The following is a 23,862-nucleotide window of genomic DNA, read 5'->3' on the forward strand; positions in this document are numbered from 1 at the left end:
CTCACCTCACACACGCCGCACCACACACCCGGCCCCCGCACGCCTCACAGCGCCAGTACGAGTGCGCCCCCGAGCACGCCCAGCCCGAGCGCCACGCAGAACGGGACCCAGCCGCCGTCGCGCCAGGGGAAGAAGGTGTCGAGGGAGATGCGGCCGGGGCCCACCGCGGCGATGGTGACGGCGGCGACGCAGATGAGCATGGGGTAGGCGAACGACGGGGGCCCGGCAGGCCACAGGCTGTACTGGGGCGCCACCGTCATGGCGTTGAACATCACCCCGATCGCGGCCGCCGCGGCCAGCGGGGTGAGCAGCCCGACCGCCAGTCCCAGGCCGCCGAGCAGCTCGGAGGCTCCCGCCAGGGCGGCGAAGAAAGTGCCCGGCTCGTACCCCTGCGCGGCGAAGCCCTTCGCCGTGGCGTCCAGGCCCGCTCCGCCGAACAGGCCGAACAGCTTCTGCGAGCCGCTGCCCGCCAGGATCAGGCCCACCGCGAGCCGCAGCAGAAGGATTCCCACGTCTGCGGCGCCCATCGCCCGCGGCGCCGGTCTCGCGCCGAAGGAGTCGGTCGGACGACGTGGGCGTTGAGTGGGGGATGTCATCGCGTCATCACCTCCGGGCATGGCCCAGGTGCGGACTCCCCTCCTTCGATCCTCCTCTCTTGCGGGCAGGACGTCCAAAGGAGGAGCGGCCCGGCTCGCCGACCCGGCTCGCCGCGCCGCTCACGCCGCACGCCTCACGCCCGACTCACACCCCGGCGATGACCTCCGCCGCCGCCCGGCCGCACACCCGGGCCGCGCCGTACGTCGCGATGTGCAGCGCGCCCCGGGGATCCGCCTGGGGAACGCCCATCTCGACCACGATCGTGTCCGGCCGGGCCCGCATGAGTGTGTCGAGCGCCTCGGCCATCCAAGGGTGCCGGTGCTCGTCGCGGACGACCGCCACGATGCGCCGCTCCCCCGCCGCGGCGAGGGCGGCGCTGCCCGCGTCCTGCCCGCCGAACGTGCCCGCTTCCGTGCCGGGGAGCAGGGCGGTGAGCTCCGCCGTCACGCCCCACGGGGTCTCGTCGCCGACGGCGATGTTGGCGACGGGGGTCAGGGCGGCGACGTAAGGGGGCGCGGTGAGCGGCGTGAAGGCGTCGGTCCCGGTGACGGTGACCTTCACCGCCCGCCGGGCCGCACGCAGGCCCACCTGGCCGGCCGCCCCGGGCACTCCCGCGGCCACTCCCGACCGCGCGCCCGCCATCGTCGATGCCGACGCCGACGCCGATGCCGATGCCGATGCCGACCATGCCGCCAGCTTGCGGACCCGTTCCGCCGCGTCCGCCAGCCGTTCCTCGGGGAGTTCACCGGCGCGCACCGCCGCCACGAGGGCGTCGCGCAGCCGCCGTACCGTCTCGTCGTCGGCCAGGCCGCCGCCCACGCAGATGGCGTCGGCGCCGGCCGCGACGGCGAGGACGCTGCCGCGCTCGATGCCGTAGGTGGCGGAGATGGCCTGCATCTCCATGCCGTCGGTGACGATCAGGCCGTCGTAGCCGAGGTCACCGCGCAGCAGTTCGGTGAGCACCTTGCCCGAGAGCGTCGCCGGGCGGTCCGGGTCCAGCGCGGGGACGAGGATGTGGGCGCTCATCACCGCCCGCGTGCCCGCGTCGATCGCGGCGCGGAACGGGGCCAGTTCCCGGTCGCCGAGCACGGCCGGGTCCGCGTCGATGCGGGGCACGGCGTGGTGGGAGTCGACGTTGGTGTCGCCGTGGCCGGGGAAGTGCTTCGTGCATGCCGCGACGCCCGCCGACTGGAGGCCGGTGACGTACGCCGCGGTGTGCCGGGCGACCAGCGCCGGGTCGGCGCCGAACGAGCGGACGCCGATGACGGGGTTGTCGGGGTTGGAGTTCACGTCCGCCGACGGGGCCCAGTTGAAGTTCACCCCGCAGGCGGCGAGGCGCCGCCCCAGTTCGGCGGCCACCTCCCGCGTCAGCTCCACGTCGTCCACCGCGCCGAGCGCGTGGTTGCCTGGGAAGGAGGAACCCGTCCGCACCTCCAGGCGCGTGACGTCACCGCCCTCCTCGTCGATGGCGACCAGGACGTCGTCGCGTTCCGCGCGCAACTGGGCGGTCAGGGCGGCGAGCTGGTCGGGCGAGGAGATGTTGCGGCCGAACAGTCCGACGGAGGCGAGGCCCTCGCCGAGGCGGCGCAGCAGCCAGTCGGGGGCCGCCGTGCCGGTGAAGCCGGGCTGGAGGACCGTCAGCGCGTCACGTGTCAGTGTGTCGGTGTCGCTGGCGAAGGTGGTCATCGAGGGCGTTATCCCTTCACGGCGCCGGCGGTCAGACCACTGACCGCCTTGCGCTGCAGGAAGACGAAGAGGATCAGAATCGGGATCGCGAACAGCGAGGACGCCGCCATGGTCGCCCCCCAGTCGTTCCCGAAGACGGTCTGGAAGCTGGTGAGCCACAGCGGCAGCGTCTGGGCCCCGGCCTCCTTGTTGACGACCAGGACGAGCGGGAGCTCGTTCCAGGCGGTGATGAAGCCGAACATCGAGGTGGCCATCAGGCCCGGCGCGAGCAGCGGGAAGATGACCTTGCGGAAGGCCTGGCCGCGGGTGCAGCCGTCGACCATCGCCGACTCCTCCAGCTCCCGGGGTACGGCGGCGACGAAGCCGCGCAGCGTCAGGATGGTGAAGGGCAGGATCATCATCGTGTAGAAGAGCGTCAGCGGAACCAGGCTGTTCAGCATCGACGCATCCCGCACGATCATGTAGATGGCGATGATCATGACTTCCCACGGCGCCATCTGCGCCATCATGAAGCCGACGATGAAGCCACGCCGTCCCCTGAACCGCATCCGGGCCAGCGCGAAGGCCCCGGCGAGCGCGATGAGCAGCGAGAAGACGACCGCGAGCACCGTGACGACCAGCGAGTTGGTGACGAACGTCCAGAAGTTGTCGGCGTCCGTCGCAGTCCTGAAGTGCTCGAAGGTGATGTCGGTCGGGAACCAGACCGGGGTCTCCGAGATGATGTCGCCGGTCGGCTTGAACGCCGTGACGAACATCCAGTACACGGGGAAGACGAAGCCGATGAACAGGACGACGGCCGTGACGTTGGGCCACACGCGGCCGAAGAGCGAGCGCTTCACAGCTCGTCCTCCTCTTGCTTGAGCACGATCCGCAGGTAGTACGCGGTCAGAGCGAGCAGGATCAGGATGGTCAGGACGGCGATCGCCGCACCCATGCCGTAGTGCTGGTTGCCGACGCCCTCGACGTAGGCGTAGACGGGCAGGATCTCGGTGAGCCGGTCGGGGCCGCCGCCGTTGAAGGCGAAGACCTGCACGAACGCCTTGAAGACCCAGATGATCTCCAGGAACGTGGTGGCGTAGAGGAACGGCCGCAGGAACGGGAACGTGACGGTGCTGAAGATCCGCCAGGCACCGGCCCCGTCGAGGGCGGCGGCCTCGTAGAGCTCGCCCGGGATGGTGGTGGTCGCGGCGTAGAGGTTGAGTGCGACGAAGGGGATCGACATCCACACGATCAGCAGGGTGACGACGAAGAACGTCGACATCTGGCTGCTGGTCCAGCTGTAGTCCGCCATGGAGTGCCAGCCGAGCTTGTCGAGCACCCAGTTGACGACGCCGAAGCGCTGGGCGAACAGCCACTGGTAGACCGTGGTCGCGGCGACCACGGGCATCGCCCAGGCCAGCACTAGCCCGATCATCAGCAGGACCCGCATCCGCTTGCCGAGACGGGCGAGCAACAGGCCGATCAGGGCGCCGAAGATCATGATCAGGACGACGTTGACCGCCGTGAACAGGATCGAGCGCAGGGTGACCCGCCAGAAGTCCCCTCCGGTGAGGGTCTCCTTGTAGTTGTCGATGCCGTTCCACTCGGTGACGTGCTGGATCAGCTGCGCCATGTTCAGGTTCTGGAAGGACAGCAGGACGTCCTTCAGCAGCGGCCAGCCGAGCAGCAGCACGGTGGCCACGCAGGCCGGCAGCAGCAACAGATACGGGGCGAGGGTGTCGCCGCGCCGCGTGGGCCTGGGAGGTGACCCGCCGTCCGGCTTGCGGATCCCCACCGGACCGGAGGGCGGCCGTTCGGTCTGCACGGTCATGCTCGCGATCTCTCTTCTCGACCTACGTACGATCGCCGGGGCGGGGCCTGCCACTCGGGCCGGCCGCCGCCCCGGCTGGGGCGCTCGTTACTGCTGCTGCGCCAGACGCTTGTTGAACTCGCCCTCGACCTGCTTGGCGGCCTCGGCCGGGGACTTACCGTTCAGCACGGCGGTCAGGTAGGTCTTGATCGGGTTGGGCGCGTTCTCGACCGCGGCCCACTCCGGGATCAGGGGCGTGGTGCCACCGCCCGCTGCGGCCGGCGCGGCGGCCTCGGCGGCGGCGTTGCCCTTCAGGTTGGTCTGCAGCGACTCCTTGTTGGGGATGACGCCGTTGAGCTTGGCCAGCTGGCCCTCGTACTTGTCGCTCAGGGCGATCTTCAGGAACTCCTTGGCGAGCTCCTGCTTCTGGCTGCCCGCGGCGACCGCGAGGTTGGAGCCGCCGAGGAAGACACCCTCGGGCTTCTCGGCCGTGGCACCGGGGACGGTGAAGTAGCCGATCTCCTTCTCGATCTTCGGGTTGGCCTCGATCGCGATGCCGGCTTCCCAGCCCATGCCGATGAACGCGCCGACGTTGCCCTTGCCGAAGACCTCACCCTGCTGCGGGGTGGCCTCGTCCTTGTCCTTGGGCGCCTTGGAGAGGGCCTGGAACTTCTTGTAGGTCTCCGCGGCGGCGGCGACCTTCGGGTCGTCGAGGTTGGAGACGTACTTGTCGCCGTCCTTCTTGACCAGTTCGGCGCCCTCACCGACCACCAGGCCGACGAAGTGGTACCAGTTCTGGCCGGGCAGGTAGATGGGCTCGGCGTCGGTCTTCTCGCCGATCGTCTTCAGGGCGTCGTAGAACTCGTCGCGGGTCTTGGGCGTGTCCTTGATGCCGGCGTCGGCCCAGACCTTCTTGTTGTAGAGGACGACGCGGTTGGCGAAGTACCACGGCGCCGCGTACTGCTTGCCCTCGAAGACCGAGGAGTTGTTCAGCGACTCGGTCCACTCGCCGCCGATCTCGGACTTGAGGTCGGCCAGGTCGGCGAGGCCGCCGGTCTTGGCGTAGGCCGGGGTCTGGGTGTTGCCGATCTCGAAGACGTCGGGCGGGTTCTCCTCGGACAGGGCGGTGGTCAGCTTCTGCTGGATACCGTTCCACTGCTGGATCTCGAACTTGACCTTCGCCTTGGTCTTCGCCTCGAATGCGGCGGTGACGTCCTTCTGCCACTGGTCCGGCGAGGAGCCGTCCATCACCCAGACCGTGAGCGTCTGGCCCGCGAAGCCGTCCGCGCCGGACTTGCCCTCGTCGCCCTTGTCGCCCCCGCACGCCGCAATGGAGACCATCATCGCCGCGACACCGATCGCGGATATCAGCTTGCGCTTCACGCCACCCTCCTCAGGGATGCCACAAACCCCCCTCGTCCCCGCGGTGACTGACGTACCGCCCTGGGGCCGGGACCTGGACCAATGGTGTAGACCAGTACCGGGGAGCTTGGCCCAGACCATAGGACGTGTCAAGGGTCTCGTGTACGGCCCGACCAGCCGTTATGGGACCTACATATGCAGGAACCTTTAAGTAAGAACCCCTCGAAAACAGTGGCTCCATCACCCACTCCGAGGTAGACCACATGACCTTCATGGACTAGACCATCGGGGGCGCCGAGGGTATACAGGGGGGATCACGGAGCGTGCGGGAAACCTCTCGCGCGCGGTCGTGCCACGATGTGAGCCGTGACCGGCGGACGTCGGTCGTGTCGGTACGTGAGCCGGGAAGGCGGAGCATGAGCACTGAGGTCAGCAGTGCGGAGAACGAGAGCGGGACACCCGTCCGTACCGCACGCGTGCCCAAGTACTACCGCCTGAAGAAGCATCTGCTCGACATGACGGAGACCCTGCCGCCCGGCACACCGGTCCCGCCCGAGCGCACGCTGGCCGCGGAGTTCGACACCTCCCGCACGACGGTGCGCCAGGCCCTTCAGGAGCTGGTGGTCGAGGGCCGGCTGGAGCGGATCCAGGGCAAGGGCACGTTCGTCGCCAAGCCGAAGGTGTCGCAGGCGCTGCAACTCACCTCGTACACCGAGGACATGCGCGCCCAGGGCCTCGAACCCACCTCGCAGCTGCTGGACATCGGCTACATCACCGCGGACGACCGGCTCGCCGAGCTGCTCGACATCACCCCCGGCGGCCGGGTCCTGCGCATCGAGCGGCTGCGCATGGCCAACGGCGAGCCGATGGCCATAGAGACCACCCACCTGAGCGCCAAGCGCTTCCCGGCACTCCGTCGCAGCCTGGTCAAGTACACGTCCCTCTACACCGCGCTCGCCGAGGTCTACGACGTCCATCTCGCGGAGGCCGAGGAGACCATCGAGACCTCGCTGGCCACCCCGAGGGAGGCCGGTCTCCTCGGCACCGACGTCGGCCTGCCGATGCTGATGCTGTCCCGGCACTCGCTGGACCGGGAGGGCAAGCCGGTGGAGTGGGTGCGCTCGGTGTACCGCGGCGACCGCTACAAGTTCGTGGCCCGGCTCAAGCGGCCCGAGGAGTAAAAGGCGAGGCGAGGCCTCGCGGCGTGAACAGCGGGGCCCGCGCGTGAAGGGCGGGCCCCGAGGCATGAGCCGGTCCGCGGTGTAGCGCAGGTCACACCACCTGTCCTACGGTCCTTCCGTAACGCATACGACGGGAGGACGACCCGTGCGCACAGCGAACGCCCGAACCATCGTCATCTGGAGCCTCGTCGCCCTCGTCGGCGCCACCGGCTGGACCGTGCTCGCGCTGTCGCGGGGCGAGGAGGTCTCGGCCGCCTGGATGGTCGCGGCGGCCCTCGGCTCCTACGCGATCGCCTACCGCTTCTACGCGAAGTTCATCGCGTACAAGGTCCTCAAGGTCGACAGGACCCGCGCCACCCCGGCGGAACGGCTCGACAACGGCATCGACTTCCACCCCACCGACCGCCGTGTCCTGCTCGGCCACCACTTCGCCGCGATCGCCGGCGCCGGACCCCTCGTCGGCCCCGTGCTCGCGGCGCAGATGGGATATCTGCCCGGCACGATCTGGATCATCGCCGGCGTCATCCTCGCGGGCGCGGTGCAGGACATGGTCGTGCTGTTCTTCTCGACCCGCCGTGACGGCCGCTCGCTCGGCCAGATGGCCCGGGAGGAGATCGGCCCGTTCGGCGGCGCGGCCGCGTTGCTCGCCGCGTTCGCGATCATGATCATTCTGCTCGGCGTGCTGGCCCTGGTCATCGTCAACGCCCTCGCCGAGTCCCCCTGGGGCACCTTCTCCATCGCGATGACCGTCCCGATCGCCCTGGTGATGGGCTTCTACCTGCGTGTCCTGCGGCCCGGCCGGGTCGCCGAGGTGTCACTCATCGGCGTGAGCCTGCTGCTGGTCGCGCTGATCGCCGGCCGCTGGGTCGCCGAGTCGTCCTGGGCCGAGGCCTTCACGCTCGCCCCCTCGACGCTGGTCATCTGGCTGGTGGCCTACGGCTTCATCGCATCGATCCTGCCGGTGTGGATGCTGCTCGCGCCCCGCGACTACCTCTCCACCTTCATGAAGATCGGCACGATACTGCTGCTCGCCCTCGGCGTCGTCATCGCGCTTCCGACGCTGAAGATGGACCCGGTCACCGACTTCGCCTCCCGCGGCGACGGCCCGGTCTTCGCGGGCTCCCTCTTCCCGTTCGTCTTCATCACCATCGCCTGCGGAGCGCTGTCGGGCTTCCACGCGCTGATCTCGTCCGGCACCACCCCGAAGATGATCCAGAAGGAGACGCAGATCCGGATGATCGGTTACGGCTCCATGCTGATGGAGTCGTCCGTCGCCGTGATGGCGCTGATCGCGGCGAGCGTCATCGACCCGGGGCTGTACTTCGCGATGAACGCGCCCGCCGGCGTCATCGGCACGAGCGTGGAGCAGGCCTCCCAGGTGGTGAGCGGCTGGGGCTACCAGATCTCCCCCGAGCAACTCGCCGCGGCGGCGAAGAGCGTCGAGGAGTCGACGCTGCTGTCCCGCACGGGCGGGGCCCCCACGCTCGCCGTCGGTGTCTCGCAGATCTTCTCGGAGGTGACCGGCGGCGGGCTCAAGGCGTTCTGGTACCACTTCGCGATCATGTTCGAGGCGCTGTTCATCCTGACCGCACTGGACGCCGGCACGCGCGTGGGCCGGTTCATGCTCCAGGACACCCTCGGCAACGTCTACAAGCCCTTCCGCAACGTCAGCTGGAAGCCGGGCCTGATCATCACCAGTGCGATCGTCTGCGGGATGTGGGGCTACTTCCTCTGGGTGGGCGTCCACGAGCCCCTCGGCGGCATCAACCAGTTGTTCCCGGTCTTCGGCATCTCCAACCAGCTGCTGGCGGCCGTGGCACTGGCGGTCTGCACGACGCTCCTGATCAAGTCCGGCCGCCTCAAGTGGGCCTGGATCACCGGCGTCCCGCTCGCCTGGGACGCCGTCGTCACCCTGACCGCCAGCTGGCAGAAGGTCTTCTCCAGCGACCCCAAGGTCGGCTTCTTCAAGCAGCGGCAGGTGTTCCAGGACGCCATCGACCGGGGCGAGATCCTGCCGCCGGCCAAGTCCATGGACGACATGCACACCGTCGTCACCAACTCCACGGTGGACGGTGCCCTGACCGCCGTACTCGCCCTGCTGATCGTCGTCGTGCTGGTGGACTCGACACGGATCTGCGTCCGGCACATCCGGCGGCCCGAGCTCACCACGCTCACCGAGGCCCCGTACGTCGAGTCGAAGATCGTGGCACCGGACGGCCTGATCGCCACGCGGGAGGAGAAGGAGGAGATCCGCCGTGCGACCGTCGGCACTGCTGCGCCGGGTGACTAGCGGGGTGCGCTGGTACGTCCGTGAGCTGACCGACGAGTCGGCCTACGACCGCTATGTCACGCATATCCGAAAGGACCACTCCGAGGCCGAGGTGCCCACCCGGCAGGAGTTCGAGCGGATGCGGACGGACCGACAGGAAAAGGACCCGCGGCAGGGCTTCCGTTGTTGCTGAAGTAACCGGTATCTGAACAGGGGCTTCCGGTAGCGGGACACCGTGACCTAGATTGCCTGCGCGTTGCACCAGGTGATCAGCGAGGGGACGGAGCCGCCCGATGTCAGAAGCCTCAGAAGTGAACAGAGGGCCGGTGGTGACGCCTGTGCGCGTCGTCATCGCCCTCTGCCTGATAGCACCGTTCGTGACCATGCTCTGGGTGGGCTCGTACGCGAAGACGGACCCGACCTTCATCGGCATCCCGTTCTTCTACTGGTACCAGATGGCCTGGGTCGTGATCTCCACCGCCCTCACCATGACCGCCTACTGGCTGTGGCAGCGTGACCAGCGCGCCCGCAAGACGCAGGGGGGTGCCGGAGCATGAAGGACGGTGTGAACGGCGTCGCACTCGCCGTATTCATCCTCTTCTTCCTCGCCGTCACGGTGATGGGCTTCCTGGCCGCGCGCTGGCGCAAGGCCGAGAACGAGCACAGCCTCGACGAGTGGGGCCTGGGCGGCCGGTCCTTCGGTACCTGGATCACCTGGTTCCTGCTCGGCGGCGACCTCTACACGGCGTACACCTTCGTCGCCGTCCCGGCGGCGATCTACGCGGCGGGCGCGGCCGGCTTCTTCGCGGTGCCGTACACGATCCTCATCTACCCGATGATGTTCGTCTTCCTGCCGCGGCTGTGGTCGGTCTCCCACAAGCACGGTTACGTCACCACCTCGGACTTCGTCCGCGGCCGCTTCGGCTCCAAGGGGCTCTCCCTCGCCGTCGCGGTCACCGGCATCCTCGCGACCATGCCGTACATCGCCCTCCAGCTGGTCGGCATCCAGGCCGTGCTGGACGTGATGGGCATCGGCGGCGGCGAGGACACCAACTGGTTCATCAAGGACCTGCCGCTGCTGATCGCCTTCGGTGTGCTGGCCGCGTACACGTATTCGTCGGGTCTGCGGGCGCCGGCCCTGATCGCGTTCGTCAAGGACGCGCTGATCTACATCGTGATCGCCGTCGCCATCATCTACATCCCGATCAAGCTGGGCGGCTTCGACGACATCTTCGCCGCGGCGAACGACAAGTACACGGAGGCCGGTGCGGGCGGACTGGTGCCGACCGCCGCCTCGCAGTGGACGTACGCCACGCTGGCACTGGGCTCGGCGCTCGCCCTGTTCATGTACCCGCACAGCGTCACGGCCGTGCTGTCCAGCCGCAGCCGGGACGTGATCCGCCGCAACTCCACGATCCTGCCGCTGTACTCGCTGATGCTGGGCCTGCTGGGCCTGCTCGGCTTCATGGCGATCGCGGCCGGCATCAAGGTCGAGAACGGCCAGCTGGCGATCCCCCAGCTGTTCGAGAACATGTTCCCGGACTGGTTCACCGGCATCGCGTTCGCGGCGATCGGCATCGGCGCGCTGGTCCCGGCGGCCATCATGTCGATCGCGGCGGCCAACCTCTTCACCCGCAACATCTACAAGGACTTCCTCAAGCCGGACGCCACGCCCGCGCAGGAGACCAAGGTCTCCAAGCTGGTGTCGCTGCTGGTGAAGGTCGGCGCCCTCGTCTTCGTCCTCGGGATGGACAAGACGGTCGCGATCAACTTCCAGCTGCTGGGCGGCATCTGGATCCTGCAGACCATGCCCGCCCTGGTCGGCGGCCTGTTCACCCGCTGGTTCCACCGCTGGGCGCTGCTGGCCGGCTGGGCGGTCGGCATGACCTACGGCACGGTCGCGGCGTACGGCGTCGCCTCCCCGACACAGAAGCACTTCGGCGGCTCCTCGGCGGAGATCCCCGGCATCGGCGAGATCGGCTACATCGGCCTCACGGCGTTCGTCCTGAACCTGGTGGTCACGGTGGTCCTCACCTTCGTCCTGAAGGCCGTGAAGGCCCCCGAGGGCGTCGACGAGACGAAGCCCGGCGACTACACGGCGGACGCCGGCGACCCGGGAGTCCAGGTGGAGCTGCCGCCGGCGACGGCGGGAGCGGCCCACTGAGACGCGCCCCGTAAGAGCGCGGGGAACTGCGCGACAAGCCCCGAACAACCCGCAGCGGGCCGCCGGCACTGAGCGACACGGCGGCCCGCTGTCGTACACACTCCCCCCATGGACATCGAAATCCGCCCCGCGCACCCCGCCGAGTTCGCCGGTCTCGGCGAGATCACCGCGCAGGCCTACCTCCAGGACGGCCTTCTGGACTTCGGCGAGAACGACGAGTACCTCGGCGAACTGCGAGACGTCGCCAAGCGCGCCGCCGCCGCGGAGGTACTCGTGGCCGTCGAGCGCCAACGTGTCCTGGGGGGCGTCACCTTCGTCCCGTCCGGCGGCCCCATGGCCGACATAGCCGCCCCCGAGGAGGCCGAGATCCGTATGCTCGCCGTCGCCCGGGAGGCCCGCGGCCGAGGCGTCGGCGAGGCCCTCGTGCGCGCCTGTCTCGACCGTGCCCGCGCCGTCGAGGGCTGCACCGGGATCGTCCTGTCGACCCAGCGGACCATGCGCAGCGCCCACCGCATCTACGAACGACTGGGCTTCACCCGCACCCCCGAGCGCGACTGGAACCCCCTCCCGGACCTCGACGACATCACGCTTCTCACCTACCAGTTGACGCTCTGAAGTCATCGGCGACACAACATATGGGGGTGCCTTCGGCACCCGGCACTAGATGTATGCTCATGCTCGCTGTCGCCGCAGGGGAATCCGGTGCGAATCCGGAACTGTCCCGCAACGGTGTACTTGCGTGTGTCCGCCCTGAAAAGGGGATGCACGCCTGGTCAGTCCGAGGACCTGCCGACAGCGCGCCCGGCCGTCCGGCTCGGGCGCCCTGACGTCCGGGTCTCGTGGAATGGGCCGGTGGACGCGACGCCCTGTGCGCTCGTGTGCTGCCCCCTGCCCTCCGCAAGGCCCCTGTGCCGAGCGAGGGAGAGCCCCACGTGACCATCGCGCCAGCCGAACCGGCCGCAGCGACAACGGTGGAAGTGGAAACCGACGGTCCCGGAACCGCGTTGCTGCGGACCCTGACCGAGCTGACCGCCGACCTCCCCGACGCCGACCCCGGCCGGGTCGCCGCCGCCGCGCTGCGCGGCCGTTCCGCCCGGGCGGACGAGAGCGAACTGCGTGAGCTGGCCACGGAGGCCGCCGCCGGCCTGATCTCCGAGGACCCCGCCTACTCCCGTCTCGCCGCGCGGCTGCTGACCGGCTCCATCGCCGCCGAGGCCGCCTCCCAGGGCGTCACGTCCTTCACGGAGTCCGTCGCCGTGGGGCACCGGGAAGGGCTGATCGCCGACCGTACGGCCGCGTTCGTGCGCCTGCACGCCGACCGCCTGGACACCCTGATCGACCGGAACGCCGACGACCGCTTCGGCTACTTCGGCCTGCGTACCCTGCACAGCCGCTACCTGCTCCGGCACCCGATCACCCGCAAGGTCGTCGAGATGCCCCAGCACTTCATGCTGCGCGTCGCCGCGGGTCTCGCCGAGGACGACACCACCCGGTCGGTGGACGAAGTCGCCGCGCTCTACGGGCTCATGAGCCGCCTCGACTACCTCCCCTCCTCCCCCACCCTCTTCAACTCCGGCACCCGGCACCCCCAGATGTCGTCCTGCTACCTGCTGGACTCCCCCAAGGACGAGCTGGACTCCCTCTACGAGCGCTACCACCAGGTCGCCCGGCTCTCCAAGCACGCCGGCGGCATCGGCCTCTCGTACTCCCGGATCCGCTCCCGTGGCTCCCTGATCCGCGGCACCAACGGTCACTCCAACGGCATCGTCCCGTTCCTGAAGACGCTGGACGCCTCGGTCGCCGCCGTGAACCAGGGTGGCCGGCGCAAGGGTGCGGCCGCCGTCTACCTGGAGACCTGGCACTCCGACATCGAGGAGTTCCTGGAGCTGCGGGACAACACCGGTGAGGACGCCCGCCGGACGCACAACCTCAACCTCGCCCACTGGATCCCGGACGAGTTCATGCGCCGGGTGAACGCGGACGCCCCGTGGTCGCTCTTCTCCCCGTCGGACGTGCCCGAACTGGTCGACCTGTGGGGCGAGGAGTTCGACGCCGCTTACCGCGAGGCCGAGAGGAAGGGCCTGGCGAAGAAGTCGCTTCCCGCCCGTGAGCTGTACGGCCGGATGATGCGCACCCTCGCGCAGACCGGCAACGGCTGGATGACCTTCAAGGACGCCGCCAACCGCACCGCCAACCAGACCGCCGAGCCGGGCCACGTCGTCCACTCCTCGAACCTCTGCACGGAGATCCTGGAGGTCACGGACGACGGCGAGACGGCCGTCTGCAACCTGGGCTCGGTCAACCTGGGCGCGTTCGTCGTGGGCGACGGCATCGACTGGGAGCGGCTGGACGCCACCGTCCGCACCGCCGTGACCTTCCTCGACCGCGTGGTCGACATCAACTTCTACCCGACCGAGCAGGCGGGCCGCTCCAACGCCCGGTGGCGCCCCGTCGGCCTCGGCGCGATGGGCCTGCAGGACGTCTTCTTCAAGCTGCGGGTGCCCTTCGACTCGCCCGAGGCGAAGGCGCTGTCCACCCGGATCGCCGAGCGGATCATGCTCGCCGCGTACGAGGCGTCCGCCGACCTCGCCGAGCGCAACGGGCCGCTGCCCGCCTGGGACAAGACCCGTACCGCCCGGGGCGTGCTGCACCCCGACCACTACGGCGTCGAGCCGACCTGGCCGGAGCGCTGGGCGGCGCTGCGCGAGCGAATCGCGGCGGTAGGCATGCGCAACTCCCTGCTGCTGGCCATCGCGCCCACCGCGACGATCGCCTCGATCGCCGGTGTCTACGAGTGCATCGAGCCACAGGTGTCGAACCTCTTCAAGCGCGAGACGCTGTCCGGCGAGTTCCTCCAGGTCAACTCCTACCTGGTGCAGGAGCTGAAGGACCTCGGCGTCTGGGACGCCCGCACCCGTGAGGCGCTGCGCGAGGCGAACGGCTCGGTGCAGGACTTCGCCTGGATCCCCGAGGACGTACGACAGCTGTACCGCACGGCGTGGGAGCTCCCGCAGCGCGGGCTGATCGACATGGCTGCCGCGCGCACCCCGTACCTCGACCAGGCCCAGTCGCTGAACCTGTTCCTGGAGACGCCGACCATCGGCAAGCTCTCCTCGATGTACGCGTACGCCTGGAAGTCGGGCCTGAAGACGACCTACTACCTGCGCTCGCGCCCCGCGACCCGCATCGCCCGCGCGGCCCAGGCGCAAGCCACCATCCCCGTCCAGGCGACCCCGGACCCCGAAGCGGTCGCCTGCTCCCTGGAAAACCCCGAGTCCTGCGAGGCCTGCCAGTGATGTCCACCCGTTCCCAGAACCTTCTCGACCCCGGCTTCGAGCTGACTCTGCGTCCGATGCGCTACCCGGACTTCTACGAGCGCTATCGGGACGCCATCAAGAACACCTGGACCGTGGAGGAGGTCGACCTCCACTCGGACGTCGCCGACCTCGCGAAGCTGTCCCCGATGGAGCAGCACCTGATCGGCCGCCTGGTGGCGTTCTTCGCGACGGGCGACTCGATCGTGGCGAACAACCTGGTGCTGACGCTGTACAAGCACATCAACTCCCCCGAGGCCCGGCTCTACTTGAGCCGCCAGCTTTTCGAGGAGGCCGTGCACGTCCAGTTCTATCTGACCCTGCTGGACACCTACCTCCCCGACCCGGAGGACCGGGCGGCGGCGTTCGACGCCGTCGAGAGCATCCCGTCCATCCGCGAGAAGGCGGAGTTCTGCTTCAGGTGGATCAACGAGGTCGAGAAGTTGGACCGCCTGGAGTCGAAGGCCGACCGCCGCCGCTTCCTGCTCAACCTGATCTGCTTCGCCGCGTGCATCGAGGGCCTGTTCTTCTACGGCGCCTTCGCGTACGTCTACTGGTTCCGCAGCCGGGGTCTGCTGCACGGCCTGGCGACCGGCACCAACTGGGTGTTCCGCGACGAGACCATGCACATGAGCTTCGCGTTCGACGTGGTCGACACCGTCCGCAAGGAGGAGCCGGACCTCTTCGACGACGAGCTCCGGCAGCAGGTCACCGACATGCTGCGGGAGGCCGTCGAGGCCGAGCTGCAGTTCGCGCGCGACCTGTGCGGTGACGGCCTCCCGGGCATGAACACCGACTCGATGCGGCAGTACCTGGAGTGCGTCGCCGACCAACGCCTGACGCGCCTCGGCTTCGCTCCGGTATACGGCTCCGAGAACCCCTTCTCCTTCATGGAGCTGCAAGGGGTTCAGGAGTTGACCAACTTCTTCGAGCGGCGCCCCTCGGCGTACCAGGTGGCCGTGGAGGGCACGGTCGACCTGGACGAGGACTTCTGATCCTCCTTGTCCCTGAGGCGGTCCTGGGCCTCCCTGATCTCCCGGTCCACGCGCCGCTCGTGCGCGAGGCCGATGAGCGCGGGGAGGACCATGATCACGAAGAGCCCCGCGACGGCCAGCATTCCGATGAGTGCTTCGATCTGGTTCGTGTTCATGAACACCACTCTCGCGCCGGACGCTCCTTACCAACAGTGGCAGGACTGCCGTAGACCCTCGATTTACTGCCAACGCTGAGGCAGACTGGGGACATGCTGCAGAACGTTGCCGCCGTCCTCGTCGACGGCGTGAACCCCTTCGAACTGGGCGTGGTCTGCGAGGTCTTCGGCATCGACCGGAGCGACGACGGCCTGCCGGTGTACGACTTCGCCGTCACCTCCGCCGAGGGACCGGCGCTTCGGTCGAGCGCCGGCTTCTCCCTGCAGGTCGAGCACGGGCTGGACCGCCTGGAGACGGCCGACCTGATCGCCGTGCCGGCCGGCTCGTGCTACGAGACGCGGACCTTCCCGCCCGACCTGCTCGACGCCCTGTGCCGGGCGGTCGGGCGGGGCGCGCGGGTGCTCAGCGTGTGCTCCGGCGTCTTCGTGCTCGGCGCCGCCGGGCTGCTTGACGGACGCCGCTGTGCCGTGCACTGGCGGCACGCCGACGAGCTGGAGCGGCAGTATCCGCGGGCGGTCGTCGAGCCGGACGTGCTGTACGTCGACGAGGACCCGGTGATCACCTCCGCCGGTACGGCCGCGGGCATCGACGCGTGCCTGCACATCGTGCGCAAGGAGCAGGGGCCGGAGGTGGCCAACAAGATCGCCCGGCGGATGGTGGTGCCGCCGCACCGGGACGGCGGGCAGGCCCAGTACATCGAGCGCCCGCTGCCCCGCTCCGAGGGCGACGCGGTCGCCGAGGTGCTGGTGTGGATGGAGCGCAACCTCGACCAGGAGGTCACGGTCGAGCAGCTCGCCGCCCGCGCCCTGATGTCACCGCGCACCTTCGCCCGCCGCTTCCAGCAGGAGACGGGGACCACTCCGTACCGCTGGATCCTGCGCCAACGGGTACTGCTGGCCCAGCGGTTGCTGGAAGCGACGGACGAGACGGTGGACGCGATCGCCGGCCGGACCGGGTTCGGCAACGCGGCCGCGCTGCGCCACCAGTTCGTACGGGCACTGGGGACCACCCCCCAGGCCTACCGGCGCACGTTCAGGGGCCCGGAGGCCGCCTGAGCGCACTCGCGTCCCTCACCTCGGCACGGGCGTGAGCAGGAGCTTCTGCGGGCGGAGCGTGATGCCGACCCGGGTCGCGTCGTTGGACCCCGGCACCTGCTCGAAGCGGTACTTCGTCGCGACCGCCGCCGTGATCAGCGTCAGCTGGGCCATCGAGAAGTGGTCGCTCGGACACTTGCGATTGCCCACACTGAACGGACTCATGGCATATTTCGGCACGTCCTTGACGCGTTCCGGAAGCCAGCGGTCGGGGTCGAACTCCAGGTTGTCCGGGTACGATCGCGCATCGCGTTGTACCGCGTACGGACTGTAGATGATGTCCGCACCGGCCGGAATGCGATAGCCGCCGAGTTCCGTGTCGGTGACCGCCCGCCGGGTGAGTATCCACACGGCGGGACGCAAACGCATCGCCTCCACGACGACATTGTTCGTGTGCGCGAGCTTCCGGACGTCCTCGAATGCGACGGGCCGGCCACCGGTCACGGATTCGACTTCGTCCCGGATCCGGTCGGCGTGTTCCGGATGCTCGGCGAGCACCTGGAGCAGCCACATGATCGTGGAAGCCACGGTTTCGCTTCCCGGGGTGAGTATCGCGACCACCTGGTCGTGGATCTCCTGTTCCCCGATGGGCTCGCCATTCTCGTCCTTCGCCTCCAGCAATGCCGTCAGCAAATCGTCCGGCTTTTGACCGGATGCACGGCGTTCGGCCACGATCTCGTCGACCAGGAGATGCAAATCGGCCAGTGCCCGGTTGAATTCACGGTTGGCGGGCAGCGGCAGCCGGTACAGCGGTCCGAGCGGGATCACCATCCGCTGGTACATGCCGCGGAACACGGTGGCGAGCGCGAGGCACAGCCGCTCCGCGCGTTCGTCCATGTATTCGCCGCGCAGCAGGCAGCGGGCCGCGATGCGCACCGCGACCCGGAAGGACTCGGAGGTGCAGTCGACGGTCTCACCGGGCCGCCAGCGGGTGGTGAGCCCGTGCGCCTCCTCCTCCATGACCGCCCCGTAGGCGGGGATCGCGCCGAGCCGGAACGCGGGCTGGATGGTGCGGCGTTGCCGCCGGTGACGGGGCCCGTTGGCGGTGGCCACGCCCTCCTTGCCGAGCAGGCCCTCCAGGGACTCCCACAGGGGCCCGTCGATCTTGTAGTCGGGGCTCAGCGCCAGGGCTCCGGTGAGCTCCGGGGTGGTGACGGCGTAGACCGTCTTGGGGCCGAGCCGCAGCCGGACCACGTCACCGTGGTCACGCAGCTGGGACATGAAGGCCAGGGGATCTCGCGCCAGCTTCCAGCCGTGGCCCAGAAGGGGGACACCGCCGCCCGCGACGGGCGGCTCACGCAGCTCCGACGCCTGCTCCCGGTTCGGGGTGGCGGGCCGCACGGACTCGACGGTCATTTCTCACCTGCCGTTTCGTTGTTGACGTACGGGGGCGTGGACCGGTCGTCCCAGCTGTCGACCATGTAGCGGCCGGACTCGTGGTGGAACCAGTAGACGGAACTGAACCAGTTCCGCATATTCCCGAGGCAGGCGCGCACGGCAGCGCTCAGTTCCTTTCCGCGTACCGTGCCGTCGGCGAGAGCGTCCGCAAAGCGTAAGGCTTCCCGTTCGACGACCAGGAATTCTGCAATGCATTCCTCGACGCGCCGCCGCACTTCGACGACCGCCTCTTCGAGATTCAGTCCCTCATGTGTGATGAGACTGATTCCGAGATTGTGCACCTCGTCGCCCGCGAGTTCCTTGGGCAGTGAACAGAGGTCGTTGTACCAGGCGGCGAATTCCTGACTCAGCAGCGCCGCCCGCCGATAGGCCGGGTGTTTCCGCACGGCGTCCGGAAGTTCCTGCCCGGCGCTCGGCTCCAGCAGATCGGTCCATATCCAGTGAGCGAAGGTGAGCCGGCGCAGCGCCAGGTATTCCTCGACCGTCGGGACGATTCCTTCGGTTCGGTTGTGGAATTCCTTGTCGTACGCCTCGATCACCGTGTGGAAGTGCCGGGAGAACCGCTCGTTCCAGGTCCGGGGCAGGAACGAGAACAACCGCAGCACACTGTCCGCGAACCCCGCCACCAGCGCATCCTCGTGGTGCAGGTGGTCCTCGGGGGAGTCGAGCGCCTCGTGCAGCCGGACCCGGAGCCAGCTCCAGGCCACGGGGCGGTGGTGGACGATGTCACGGTCGTGCCGGTCGTCCCAGACGAAGAACCACGCGCTGTAGTCCGCTATCGCCTGGAGGACGTCCTCGGAGGCACCCAGGTAGTACCCCGCCATGAGATCGGTGTAGCACAGGCCGTCGGCATATTCCTCTATCTTGTCCGCCGGCATGAGCCGCTTTTCCAGGAGCCAGGTACGGGTCTTCTCCTGGAGCCTGGGCCAATACGGGTGCAATTGCCTGGGAAACGCCGCCTCGATCACCGGAAGAGACAGCGAGGGTGGGACTGCGATCGCGGTCGCGGTCGCAGTGGTGCTGTGTGGGAAAGCAGGCACGAACAAACCCCTCTCAGCCGCCAGTTGGGCACACCCCTCCCGCTGTGCCGGGCGTGCGCCGTTGCGTAACCCCGCTCTTCCCATTCAGCACCACAACTGACCGTTCTGGGAACGGATTTGCTTCATTCACTACCCGACAGTGCCGAGATTCTCCTGGCGCCTGACTGGTTCTGGATCACTCAGGACGTACAGTCGATCGAACGTGCGACGGACAGACGAACGGCGTCCGGTCAGGCGGGGGAACCTGATCGGACGCCGTACGTGGAGGAAGGGGGAGGTCTCAGTCGTTCGCGACCACGGGGTAGCGAGGCTCGTTCTCGGCCATCTGCCGCAGCGCGTCCTTGCGTTCCCGCTTGGAGAGCCGGTCGATGTAGAGGTAGCCGTAGAGGTGGTCGGTCTCGTGCTGCAAACACCGAGCGAAGTACCCGGTGCCGCGGACCTTGACCGGGTTGCCCCGCTCGTCCTGGCCGGTCACCTCGGCGTAGTCCGGGCGGGCCAGCGGCATGTACGCCGTCGGCACCGACAGGCAGCCCTCGTTGCTGTCGTCCAGCCGGCGCATCTCGGCGGGCAGTTCGACGAGCTTGGGGTTGCAGACCACGCCGGTGTGCCGGACGCCCTCGTCGTCCGGGCAGTCGTAGACGAACACCTTCAGGTCGACGCCGATCTGGTTGGCCGCCAGGCCCACGCCCTCGGCGGTGTGCTGGCTGGCGAACATGTCGGCGACCAGCTGCTGGAACTCCTCACCGAAGTCGGTGACGTCCTTGCACTCCTTGTGCAGCACCGGGTTGCCGACCACGGTGATCGGCCGCGAGGTGCCGCGGTCGCGGTACGCCTGCTCGCGCTCCTCACAGTTCTCCGAGTCGACGACGAAGCCCTCGTCGTCGACGGGGAGCACTCCCGCGTGCTGCTGATCGGTGTCCTGCTGCGCCATGACCGACGTACGCCTTCCTAGAAAAACAGGGGTGTGATGCTGATACAGGGTACGGGGAACCCGCCCTCCAGGAGCGCGGAGAAGTACGCGACCAGCCACGACGGGGTCCGCGACCGGCCGACCGCCTCAGCACACCTCTTCCAGATCCCGCCAGTCCCGTGAATCGGGCGAATCCGCGACCCACCCGTCCAGCAGCCCCCGGACCAGCGAAGCCGGCGCGGCCACCCCGCACTCACGCTCCGGAACCCACAGCTGCCCGTCCGTGCGATGACCGAGCGGCCCAGGATGCCCCGGCTCGCTGTGGTCGTGCGGGTCGAGATGCTCCCCGTCGCCCTCGTCCGACGGCATCCGTGACTCGGAGCACAGCCGGCACAGCAGCCGCACGGAGGACGACCAGTCCTCCGCGGCGAACCCGGCGTCGGCGGCGAGCTGTTCCAGGGCGTCCCGGTCGGCCTCGGTGGCGGCCTCCAGGAGGACCACCCAGGTGGGCACGGGCGAGGGCGCCCACAGCTCGATCTCGTCGAACACCGGATACGAGTGCCCGGCGGCGGTGGTCCGCTCGCCGTGCGGCACCCCGTCGTGCAGGACGACCTCGCCCCAGCGCCGCCCCGACGACGGCAGCGGAATGGACAGCACCTCGATCCGCGCCGGATCCAGCCGCCGCCCCCACACCACCTCGGCCTCGCCCTCGGGCGACAGGCGTACGGCCGCGCTGCCCAGGTCCATGCCGAGGGGCTCGCCGGAGTCCGTGGCGCCGCCGGGCACGTGCAGCCCGTAGGCCTGCCAGGCGCGGCGGGCCAGGGGCCAGTCCTGCAGGGCGGTCGCGGCGATGCCGACGTTCCACCAGTCGGGTGCGCCGCTCTCCCGGTCCAGCAGGGCGACGGCCCGCAGACCGGCCGCCCGGGCCTGCTCCCAGTCGTGCCGGAACTTGTGCAGCAGGGCCAGGTTGAACCAGGACTCCGACAGCCAGGGTTCCAGGTCGGCGGCCCGCGTCAACAGCGCGCCCGCGTCCTCGTAACGACCGTCCCCGATGAGCGTGAACGCCCGGTCGGTGGCCTGCCGCCAGGAGGCGGAGGGCCGGTGCCGTCCCTTGCCGAAGATCCTCACGATTCCCGCCTGCCAGTTCCGTGGAGTGGGCTGGCCTGTGCCCCCGGACACCCTCTCCTTCGCATCCAACCACGTGCGGCTGGAGGGGCGCTCATTACCCATGGGTTACCCAGCCGAGGGCAGGGTCAGACCCTCCCTCGACAGCACCCTGGCCAGCGCCTCGACGACCTCGGGAGCGTAGTCCCCCGCGGTCCCGAGCCGAAGCTCCTCCAGCGCGGTGAGCGGCCCGCCGGGGCCCGCGTCCCGCACCTTCTCCTCGTACGCGTTCACCGCCCGCACGATCCGGGCGGCCGGCGGCTGCTCAGGGTACGGATCCGCCTGCCGCTCGACCACCACGGCGACCTCGGCGTCCACCCCGGTCTGCCGTACGACCGCGCCGCCCAGCAGCGCGATCCGGCGCTGCTCGGCGCCGGGCAGCCCGGCCGTGGCGCCGGCCGGCACCGGGTCGACCAGGCTCAGCTGCCCGATGTCGTGCATCAGCGCCGCGTACTCCAGCACGGTGAGCTCCGGCCCGGTCAAGCCCATGTCCCGTCCGACGGCCCGGCTGAGCGCGGCGACCCGCCGGGCGTGCCCGGCCGGGGTGTACCCCGCGATCTCGGTGGCGCGGGCGAGGGAGGCGATGGTCTGCCGGTACGTCTTGCGGACGGCGGCGTAGCGGCGCAGGGACACCTGCGTGAGCAACAGCGGCAGACAGAACACGGGCAGCGCCCAGAGGCCGACGACCGCGACCGCGAGCGCCATCACGGCCCCCGTCGCGCAGACGGCCGACCCGATGCCGAGCATGCGGTGCAACTCGTCACGGAGCAGCGGCCCGAAGGGCCAGCCGGTACGGGAGTACGCCAGCGTGGCGGCCAGCAGGGCGTCGCACAGCGCGGTGAGGGCGAGCAGCGCGACGAGCAGCAGCGCGTAGGCGGGTCCGCTCCAGTCCGTGAAGGTGCCGCGGTTGTAGAGCGGTTGGAAGCACACGGCGGCGAACCCGACGGTGAGCACCCGCCGGGCCAGATGGTCCATCACGGGCCCGCGGCCCCGCGCGATGTTCGGCACACACCCGGCCAGCGAGGCGGCGAGCACGACACTGACCACCTGGGCGACCCCGTGCGCGCTGGGCCGCCCGGCGACCTCCCCCAGCAGCGCGTACGACAGGGCCCCGGCCGCTCCGAGGGGCGCGGCCTCCCTGGCCCGCGGTCCCGTCCAGCGGGTGAGCTCCCCGAGGGCGACGAGCGCGCCGAAGGCCAGGGCGATGCCGCGCTGTTCGAGGCCGGTCCAGAGGGTGACGCCGAGGCAGCCGGAGGCGAGGAGCGCGACGGAGCCGCGGATCAGGGGGAGGGCCCGGCCGCGGGTCAACGGTTCGCCCCTGCCCGGGAGACCGGCGGGTGCGGTGGGGGAACGCGGCGGGAGCGCACGCCCTGGGCGGTGACGACCGGGTCCCACCCGGACCGCCGTACGACCCGCACCAGCGCGTCGACCATCATCGGGTCGAACTGCCGCCCCGCGCACCGCTCCAGCTCCTCCAGGGCCGCGGAGACCGGCCGGGCCCTGCTGTAGGACCGGGTGGACGTCATGGCGTCGAACGCGTCGGCCACCGCGACCACCCGCGCGGACTCGGGGATCTGCGCCCCCACGAGTCCGTAGGGATACCCGCTCCCGTCCAGCCGTTCGTGATGGTGCAGTACGGCGGCCCGGGCATCGCCGAGGAAGGCGATCCCCCGCACCATCTCGTGCCCGTACTCCGGATGGAGCTCGATCACGCGCCGCTCCTCGGGCGTGAGCGGCCCGTCCTTGCGCAGCAGCCGTGTGGGCACCCCCAGCTTCCCCACGTCGTGCAGGATCCCGGCGAAGCGGAGCACCTCGACGCGCCCGTCGTCCATGCCCAGCTCACGCGCGATGAGCATCGAGGCCTGCCCGACCCGCTCGCTGTGCCCGCGCGTGTACTCGTCCTTGATGTCGACGGCCTGCACCAGCGCCCGGATGGTCGCCTGGTGGGCCCCGCGCTCCCGATGGTACTGGACGAACGCCCACCAGGACACGCCCATCGGCAGCAGCACGAGCAACGCGGCCACGGGTCCGTAGGGGCTGCGCCACAGCACGGCCATCATCAGCCCGGCGAGCCCGTGCACGAGGACCGGTGCCAGTGACCGCAGGAACAGTCCGCGCCAGGCCCGCCGTACGGGTACGCGCTCCGCGACGACGAGGATGCCGCCGTCGAGCAGGGTCTGCACCGCGCAGAAGGTCAGCACCGCGGCCGCGGCCGGCCCGAGCGCGTGGGCAACGTCCGGCGTCACCACGGCGTCCCGCCCGCCCAGCGTCCAGAACACCCGCCCGGCCGCCCACACGGTCACGACCAGCTCGGCCGCCCGCCAGATCCGCCGCAGCCCGGCGGGGCGCCGCTCGACGGGCGCCAGCAGCGCGCCCGGCAGCGCGACCAGCGCGGCGGCGGGCGGGGGCAGCAGGAACACCGCGGCGAGCAGGACCGGGTAGAAGGTGCCGGGGAAGCGCCTGCGGGCGAGCCACTCCCCGCCGGCGTACAGGACGGCGAGCAGTGTCATCGCCCACCAGGGCGTGCGCAGCATGGGCAGCGGCAGCAGGCACAGCAGCGCGCCGAGGACGGCACAGGCCACGTACGCGCGTGCCTGTGCCGGAACCGACTCCATGAACGACGCCCTCCCCAGTCCCGTGCCTGTCCCCGGCTTCGGAGCCTAGGGCGGTCGGGAGGGGGCGCGGGCCGAAGGCCGGCGAATTAACGCATTCGGGTGACGAGAGCCTCGTACCCTCTGCGGAG

General features: G+C 69.7%; 21 protein-coding genes and 1 riboswitch. Of the genes, 9 read left to right on the forward strand and 12 right to left on the reverse strand.

Annotated features, from left to right (window positions below):
* Window positions 1-44: 44 nt before the first annotated feature.
* The 5 genes from ACFV6X_RS02660 to ACFV6X_RS02680 form a co-directional block, all read right to left on the reverse strand.
* Window positions 45-596 (reverse strand): DoxX family protein, encoded by a 552-nt coding sequence (locus ACFV6X_RS02660; RefSeq protein ID WP_385376554.1) that lies wholly within the window; start codon window positions 594-596, stop codon window positions 45-47.
* A 145-nt stretch (window positions 597-741) separates the two neighbouring features.
* Window positions 742-2,283, reverse strand: a complete 1,542-nt coding sequence (locus tag ACFV6X_RS02665; RefSeq protein WP_385376557.1) for a glycoside hydrolase family 3 protein — start codon at window positions 2,281-2,283, stop codon at window positions 742-744.
* 8 nt (window positions 2,284-2,291) lie between these two features.
* Complete coding sequence (locus tag ACFV6X_RS02670; RefSeq protein ID WP_365456174.1) at window positions 2,292-3,122, reverse strand: carbohydrate ABC transporter permease; 831 nt, start codon at window positions 3,120-3,122, stop codon at window positions 2,292-2,294.
* Window positions 3,119-4,093 (reverse strand): carbohydrate ABC transporter permease, encoded by a 975-nt coding sequence (locus tag ACFV6X_RS02675; RefSeq protein WP_385376560.1) that lies wholly within the window; start codon window positions 4,091-4,093, stop codon window positions 3,119-3,121. Before ACFV6X_RS02675 ends, ACFV6X_RS02670 begins: the two co-directional genes overlap by 4 nt.
* Before the next feature lie 87 nt (window positions 4,094-4,180).
* Window positions 4,181-5,455 carry an extracellular solute-binding protein gene (locus ACFV6X_RS02680; RefSeq protein WP_385376563.1) on the reverse strand — a complete coding sequence of 425 codons (1,275 nt, stop codon included), beginning with the start codon at window positions 5,453-5,455 and terminating at the stop codon, window positions 4,181-4,183.
* A gap of 395 nt (window positions 5,456-5,850) precedes the next feature.
* On the opposite strand from ACFV6X_RS02680, the gene ACFV6X_RS02685 reads away from it, so the two are divergent.
* The 8 genes from ACFV6X_RS02685 (at window position 5,851) to ACFV6X_RS02720 (ending at window position 15,357) form a co-directional block, all read left to right on the forward strand.
* Window positions 5,851-6,615, forward strand: a complete 765-nt coding sequence (locus tag ACFV6X_RS02685) for a GntR family transcriptional regulator (protein WP_365456165.1) — start codon at window positions 5,851-5,853, stop codon at window positions 6,613-6,615.
* A 145-nt stretch (window positions 6,616-6,760) separates the two neighbouring features.
* Window positions 6,761-8,905, forward strand: a complete 2,145-nt coding sequence (locus tag ACFV6X_RS02690) for a carbon starvation CstA family protein (RefSeq protein WP_385376566.1) — start codon at window positions 6,761-6,763, stop codon at window positions 8,903-8,905.
* A complete protein-coding gene (locus ACFV6X_RS02695; protein WP_385376569.1) occupies window positions 8,871-9,077 on the forward strand; it encodes a YbdD/YjiX family protein in 207 nt (68 codons plus the stop codon). Before ACFV6X_RS02690 ends, ACFV6X_RS02695 begins: the two co-directional genes overlap by 35 nt.
* 100 nt (window positions 9,078-9,177) lie before the next feature.
* On the forward strand, window positions 9,178-9,441 hold the full coding sequence (locus ACFV6X_RS02700; protein WP_385376572.1) for a DUF3311 domain-containing protein: 264 nt from the start codon (window positions 9,178-9,180) through the stop codon (window positions 9,439-9,441).
* Entirely contained in the window at window positions 9,438-11,048 is a 1,611-nt protein-coding gene (mctP, locus tag ACFV6X_RS02705) for a monocarboxylate uptake permease MctP (RefSeq protein ID WP_385376575.1), read from the forward strand. The genes ACFV6X_RS02700 and mctP overlap by 4 nt, the downstream gene beginning before the upstream one ends.
* A gap of 108 nt (window positions 11,049-11,156) precedes the next feature.
* Window positions 11,157-11,663 (forward strand): GNAT family N-acetyltransferase, encoded by a 507-nt coding sequence (locus ACFV6X_RS02710; RefSeq protein ID WP_385376578.1) that lies wholly within the window; start codon window positions 11,157-11,159, stop codon window positions 11,661-11,663.
* A 16-nt stretch (window positions 11,664-11,679) separates the two neighbouring features.
* A riboswitch (cobalamin riboswitch) is annotated at window positions 11,680-11,857 on the forward strand.
* 123 nt (window positions 11,858-11,980) lie between these two features.
* Entirely contained in the window at window positions 11,981-14,344 is a 2,364-nt protein-coding gene (locus tag ACFV6X_RS02715) for a ribonucleoside-diphosphate reductase subunit alpha (protein WP_385376581.1), read from the forward strand.
* Complete coding sequence (locus ACFV6X_RS02720; RefSeq protein ID WP_385376584.1) at window positions 14,344-15,357, forward strand: ribonucleotide-diphosphate reductase subunit beta; 1,014 nt, start codon at window positions 14,344-14,346, stop codon at window positions 15,355-15,357. Before ACFV6X_RS02715 ends, ACFV6X_RS02720 begins: the two co-directional genes overlap by 1 nt.
* Here the strand turns inward: ACFV6X_RS02720 and ACFV6X_RS02725 are convergent.
* Entirely contained in the window at window positions 15,270-15,512 is a 243-nt protein-coding gene (locus ACFV6X_RS02725; protein WP_385376587.1) for a hypothetical protein, read from the reverse strand. The genes ACFV6X_RS02720 and ACFV6X_RS02725 overlap by 88 nt on opposite strands.
* A 93-nt stretch (window positions 15,513-15,605) precedes the next feature.
* Here ACFV6X_RS02725 and ACFV6X_RS02730 point away from each other — a divergent pair, with 93 nt between their 5' ends.
* The gene (locus tag ACFV6X_RS02730; RefSeq protein WP_385376590.1) at window positions 15,606-16,568 is read left to right on the forward strand and encodes a GlxA family transcriptional regulator; all 963 of its coding nucleotides are present in this window, start codon (window positions 15,606-15,608) and stop codon (window positions 16,566-16,568) included.
* A gap of 15 nt (window positions 16,569-16,583) precedes the next feature.
* Here ACFV6X_RS02730 and ACFV6X_RS02735 read toward each other — a convergent pair whose 3' ends face one another.
* From ACFV6X_RS02735 to ACFV6X_RS02760, 6 genes are all read right to left on the reverse strand, one after another.
* Window positions 16,584-17,963, reverse strand: coding sequence for a cytochrome P450 (locus tag ACFV6X_RS02735; RefSeq protein ID WP_385376593.1), 1,380 nt, complete (start codon window positions 17,961-17,963; stop codon window positions 16,584-16,586).
* Entirely contained in the window at window positions 17,960-19,045 is a 1,086-nt protein-coding gene (cyc1, locus tag ACFV6X_RS02740) for an epi-isozizaene synthase (RefSeq protein WP_385376596.1), read from the reverse strand. The genes ACFV6X_RS02735 and cyc1 overlap by 4 nt, the downstream gene beginning before the upstream one ends.
* A 280-nt stretch (window positions 19,046-19,325) precedes the next feature.
* A complete protein-coding gene (gene def, locus ACFV6X_RS02745; protein ID WP_385376599.1) occupies window positions 19,326-19,976 on the reverse strand; it encodes a peptide deformylase in 651 nt (216 codons plus the stop codon).
* Between the two features lie 126 nt (window positions 19,977-20,102).
* Entirely contained in the window at window positions 20,103-21,083 is a 981-nt protein-coding gene (locus ACFV6X_RS02750) for a hypothetical protein (RefSeq protein ID WP_365458163.1), read from the reverse strand.
* 105 nt (window positions 21,084-21,188) lie between these two features.
* The gene (locus tag ACFV6X_RS02755) at window positions 21,189-22,427 is read right to left on the reverse strand and encodes an HD-GYP domain-containing protein (RefSeq protein WP_385376603.1); all 1,239 of its coding nucleotides are present in this window, start codon (window positions 22,425-22,427) and stop codon (window positions 21,189-21,191) included.
* Window positions 22,424-23,734 carry an HD-GYP domain-containing protein gene (locus ACFV6X_RS02760; protein WP_385376606.1) on the reverse strand — a complete coding sequence of 437 codons (1,311 nt, stop codon included), beginning with the start codon at window positions 23,732-23,734 and terminating at the stop codon, window positions 22,424-22,426. Before ACFV6X_RS02760 ends, ACFV6X_RS02755 begins: the two co-directional genes overlap by 4 nt.
* Between the last annotated feature and the right edge of the window lie 128 nt (window positions 23,735-23,862).

Source organism: Streptomyces sp. NPDC059861 (genome assembly GCF_042731435.1).
Lineage (GTDB): Bacteria > Actinomycetota > Actinomycetes > Streptomycetales > Streptomycetaceae > Streptomyces.

What these genes read in the sequence shown, in the direction of transcription:
- ACFV6X_RS02720 (WP_385376584.1), top strand. Translation starts at nt 14,344, where the DNA reads ATGTCCACCCGTTCCCAGAACCTTCTCGACCCCGGCTTCGAGCTGACT.
- ACFV6X_RS02730 (WP_385376590.1), top strand. Translation starts at nt 15,606, where the DNA reads ATGCTGCAGAACGTTGCCGCCGTCCTCGTCGACGGCGTGAACCCCTTC.
- ACFV6X_RS02700 (WP_385376572.1), top strand. Translation starts at nt 9,178, where the DNA reads ATGTCAGAAGCCTCAGAAGTGAACAGAGGGCCGGTGGTGACGCCTGTG.
- def (WP_385376599.1), bottom strand. Translation starts at nt 19,976, where the DNA reads ATGGCGCAGCAGGACACCGATCAGCAGCACGCGGGAGTGCTCCCCGTC.
- ACFV6X_RS02675 (WP_385376560.1), bottom strand. Translation starts at nt 4,093, where the DNA reads ATGACCGTGCAGACCGAACGGCCGCCCTCCGGTCCGGTGGGGATCCGC.
- ACFV6X_RS02665 (WP_385376557.1), bottom strand. Translation starts at nt 2,283, where the DNA reads ATGACCACCTTCGCCAGCGACACCGACACACTGACACGTGACGCGCTG.
- ACFV6X_RS02710 (WP_385376578.1), top strand. Translation starts at nt 11,157, where the DNA reads ATGGACATCGAAATCCGCCCCGCGCACCCCGCCGAGTTCGCCGGTCTC.
- ACFV6X_RS02660 (WP_385376554.1), bottom strand. Translation starts at nt 596, where the DNA reads ATGACATCCCCCACTCAACGCCCACGTCGTCCGACCGACTCCTTCGGC.
- mctP (WP_385376575.1), top strand. Translation starts at nt 9,438, where the DNA reads ATGAAGGACGGTGTGAACGGCGTCGCACTCGCCGTATTCATCCTCTTC.
- ACFV6X_RS02685 (WP_365456165.1), top strand. Translation starts at nt 5,851, where the DNA reads ATGAGCACTGAGGTCAGCAGTGCGGAGAACGAGAGCGGGACACCCGTC.
- ACFV6X_RS02760 (WP_385376606.1), bottom strand. Translation starts at nt 23,734, where the DNA reads ATGGAGTCGGTTCCGGCACAGGCACGCGCGTACGTGGCCTGTGCCGTC.
- ACFV6X_RS02725 (WP_385376587.1), bottom strand. Translation starts at nt 15,512, where the DNA reads ATGAACACGAACCAGATCGAAGCACTCATCGGAATGCTGGCCGTCGCG.
- ACFV6X_RS02735 (WP_385376593.1), bottom strand. Translation starts at nt 17,963, where the DNA reads ATGACCGTCGAGTCCGTGCGGCCCGCCACCCCGAACCGGGAGCAGGCG.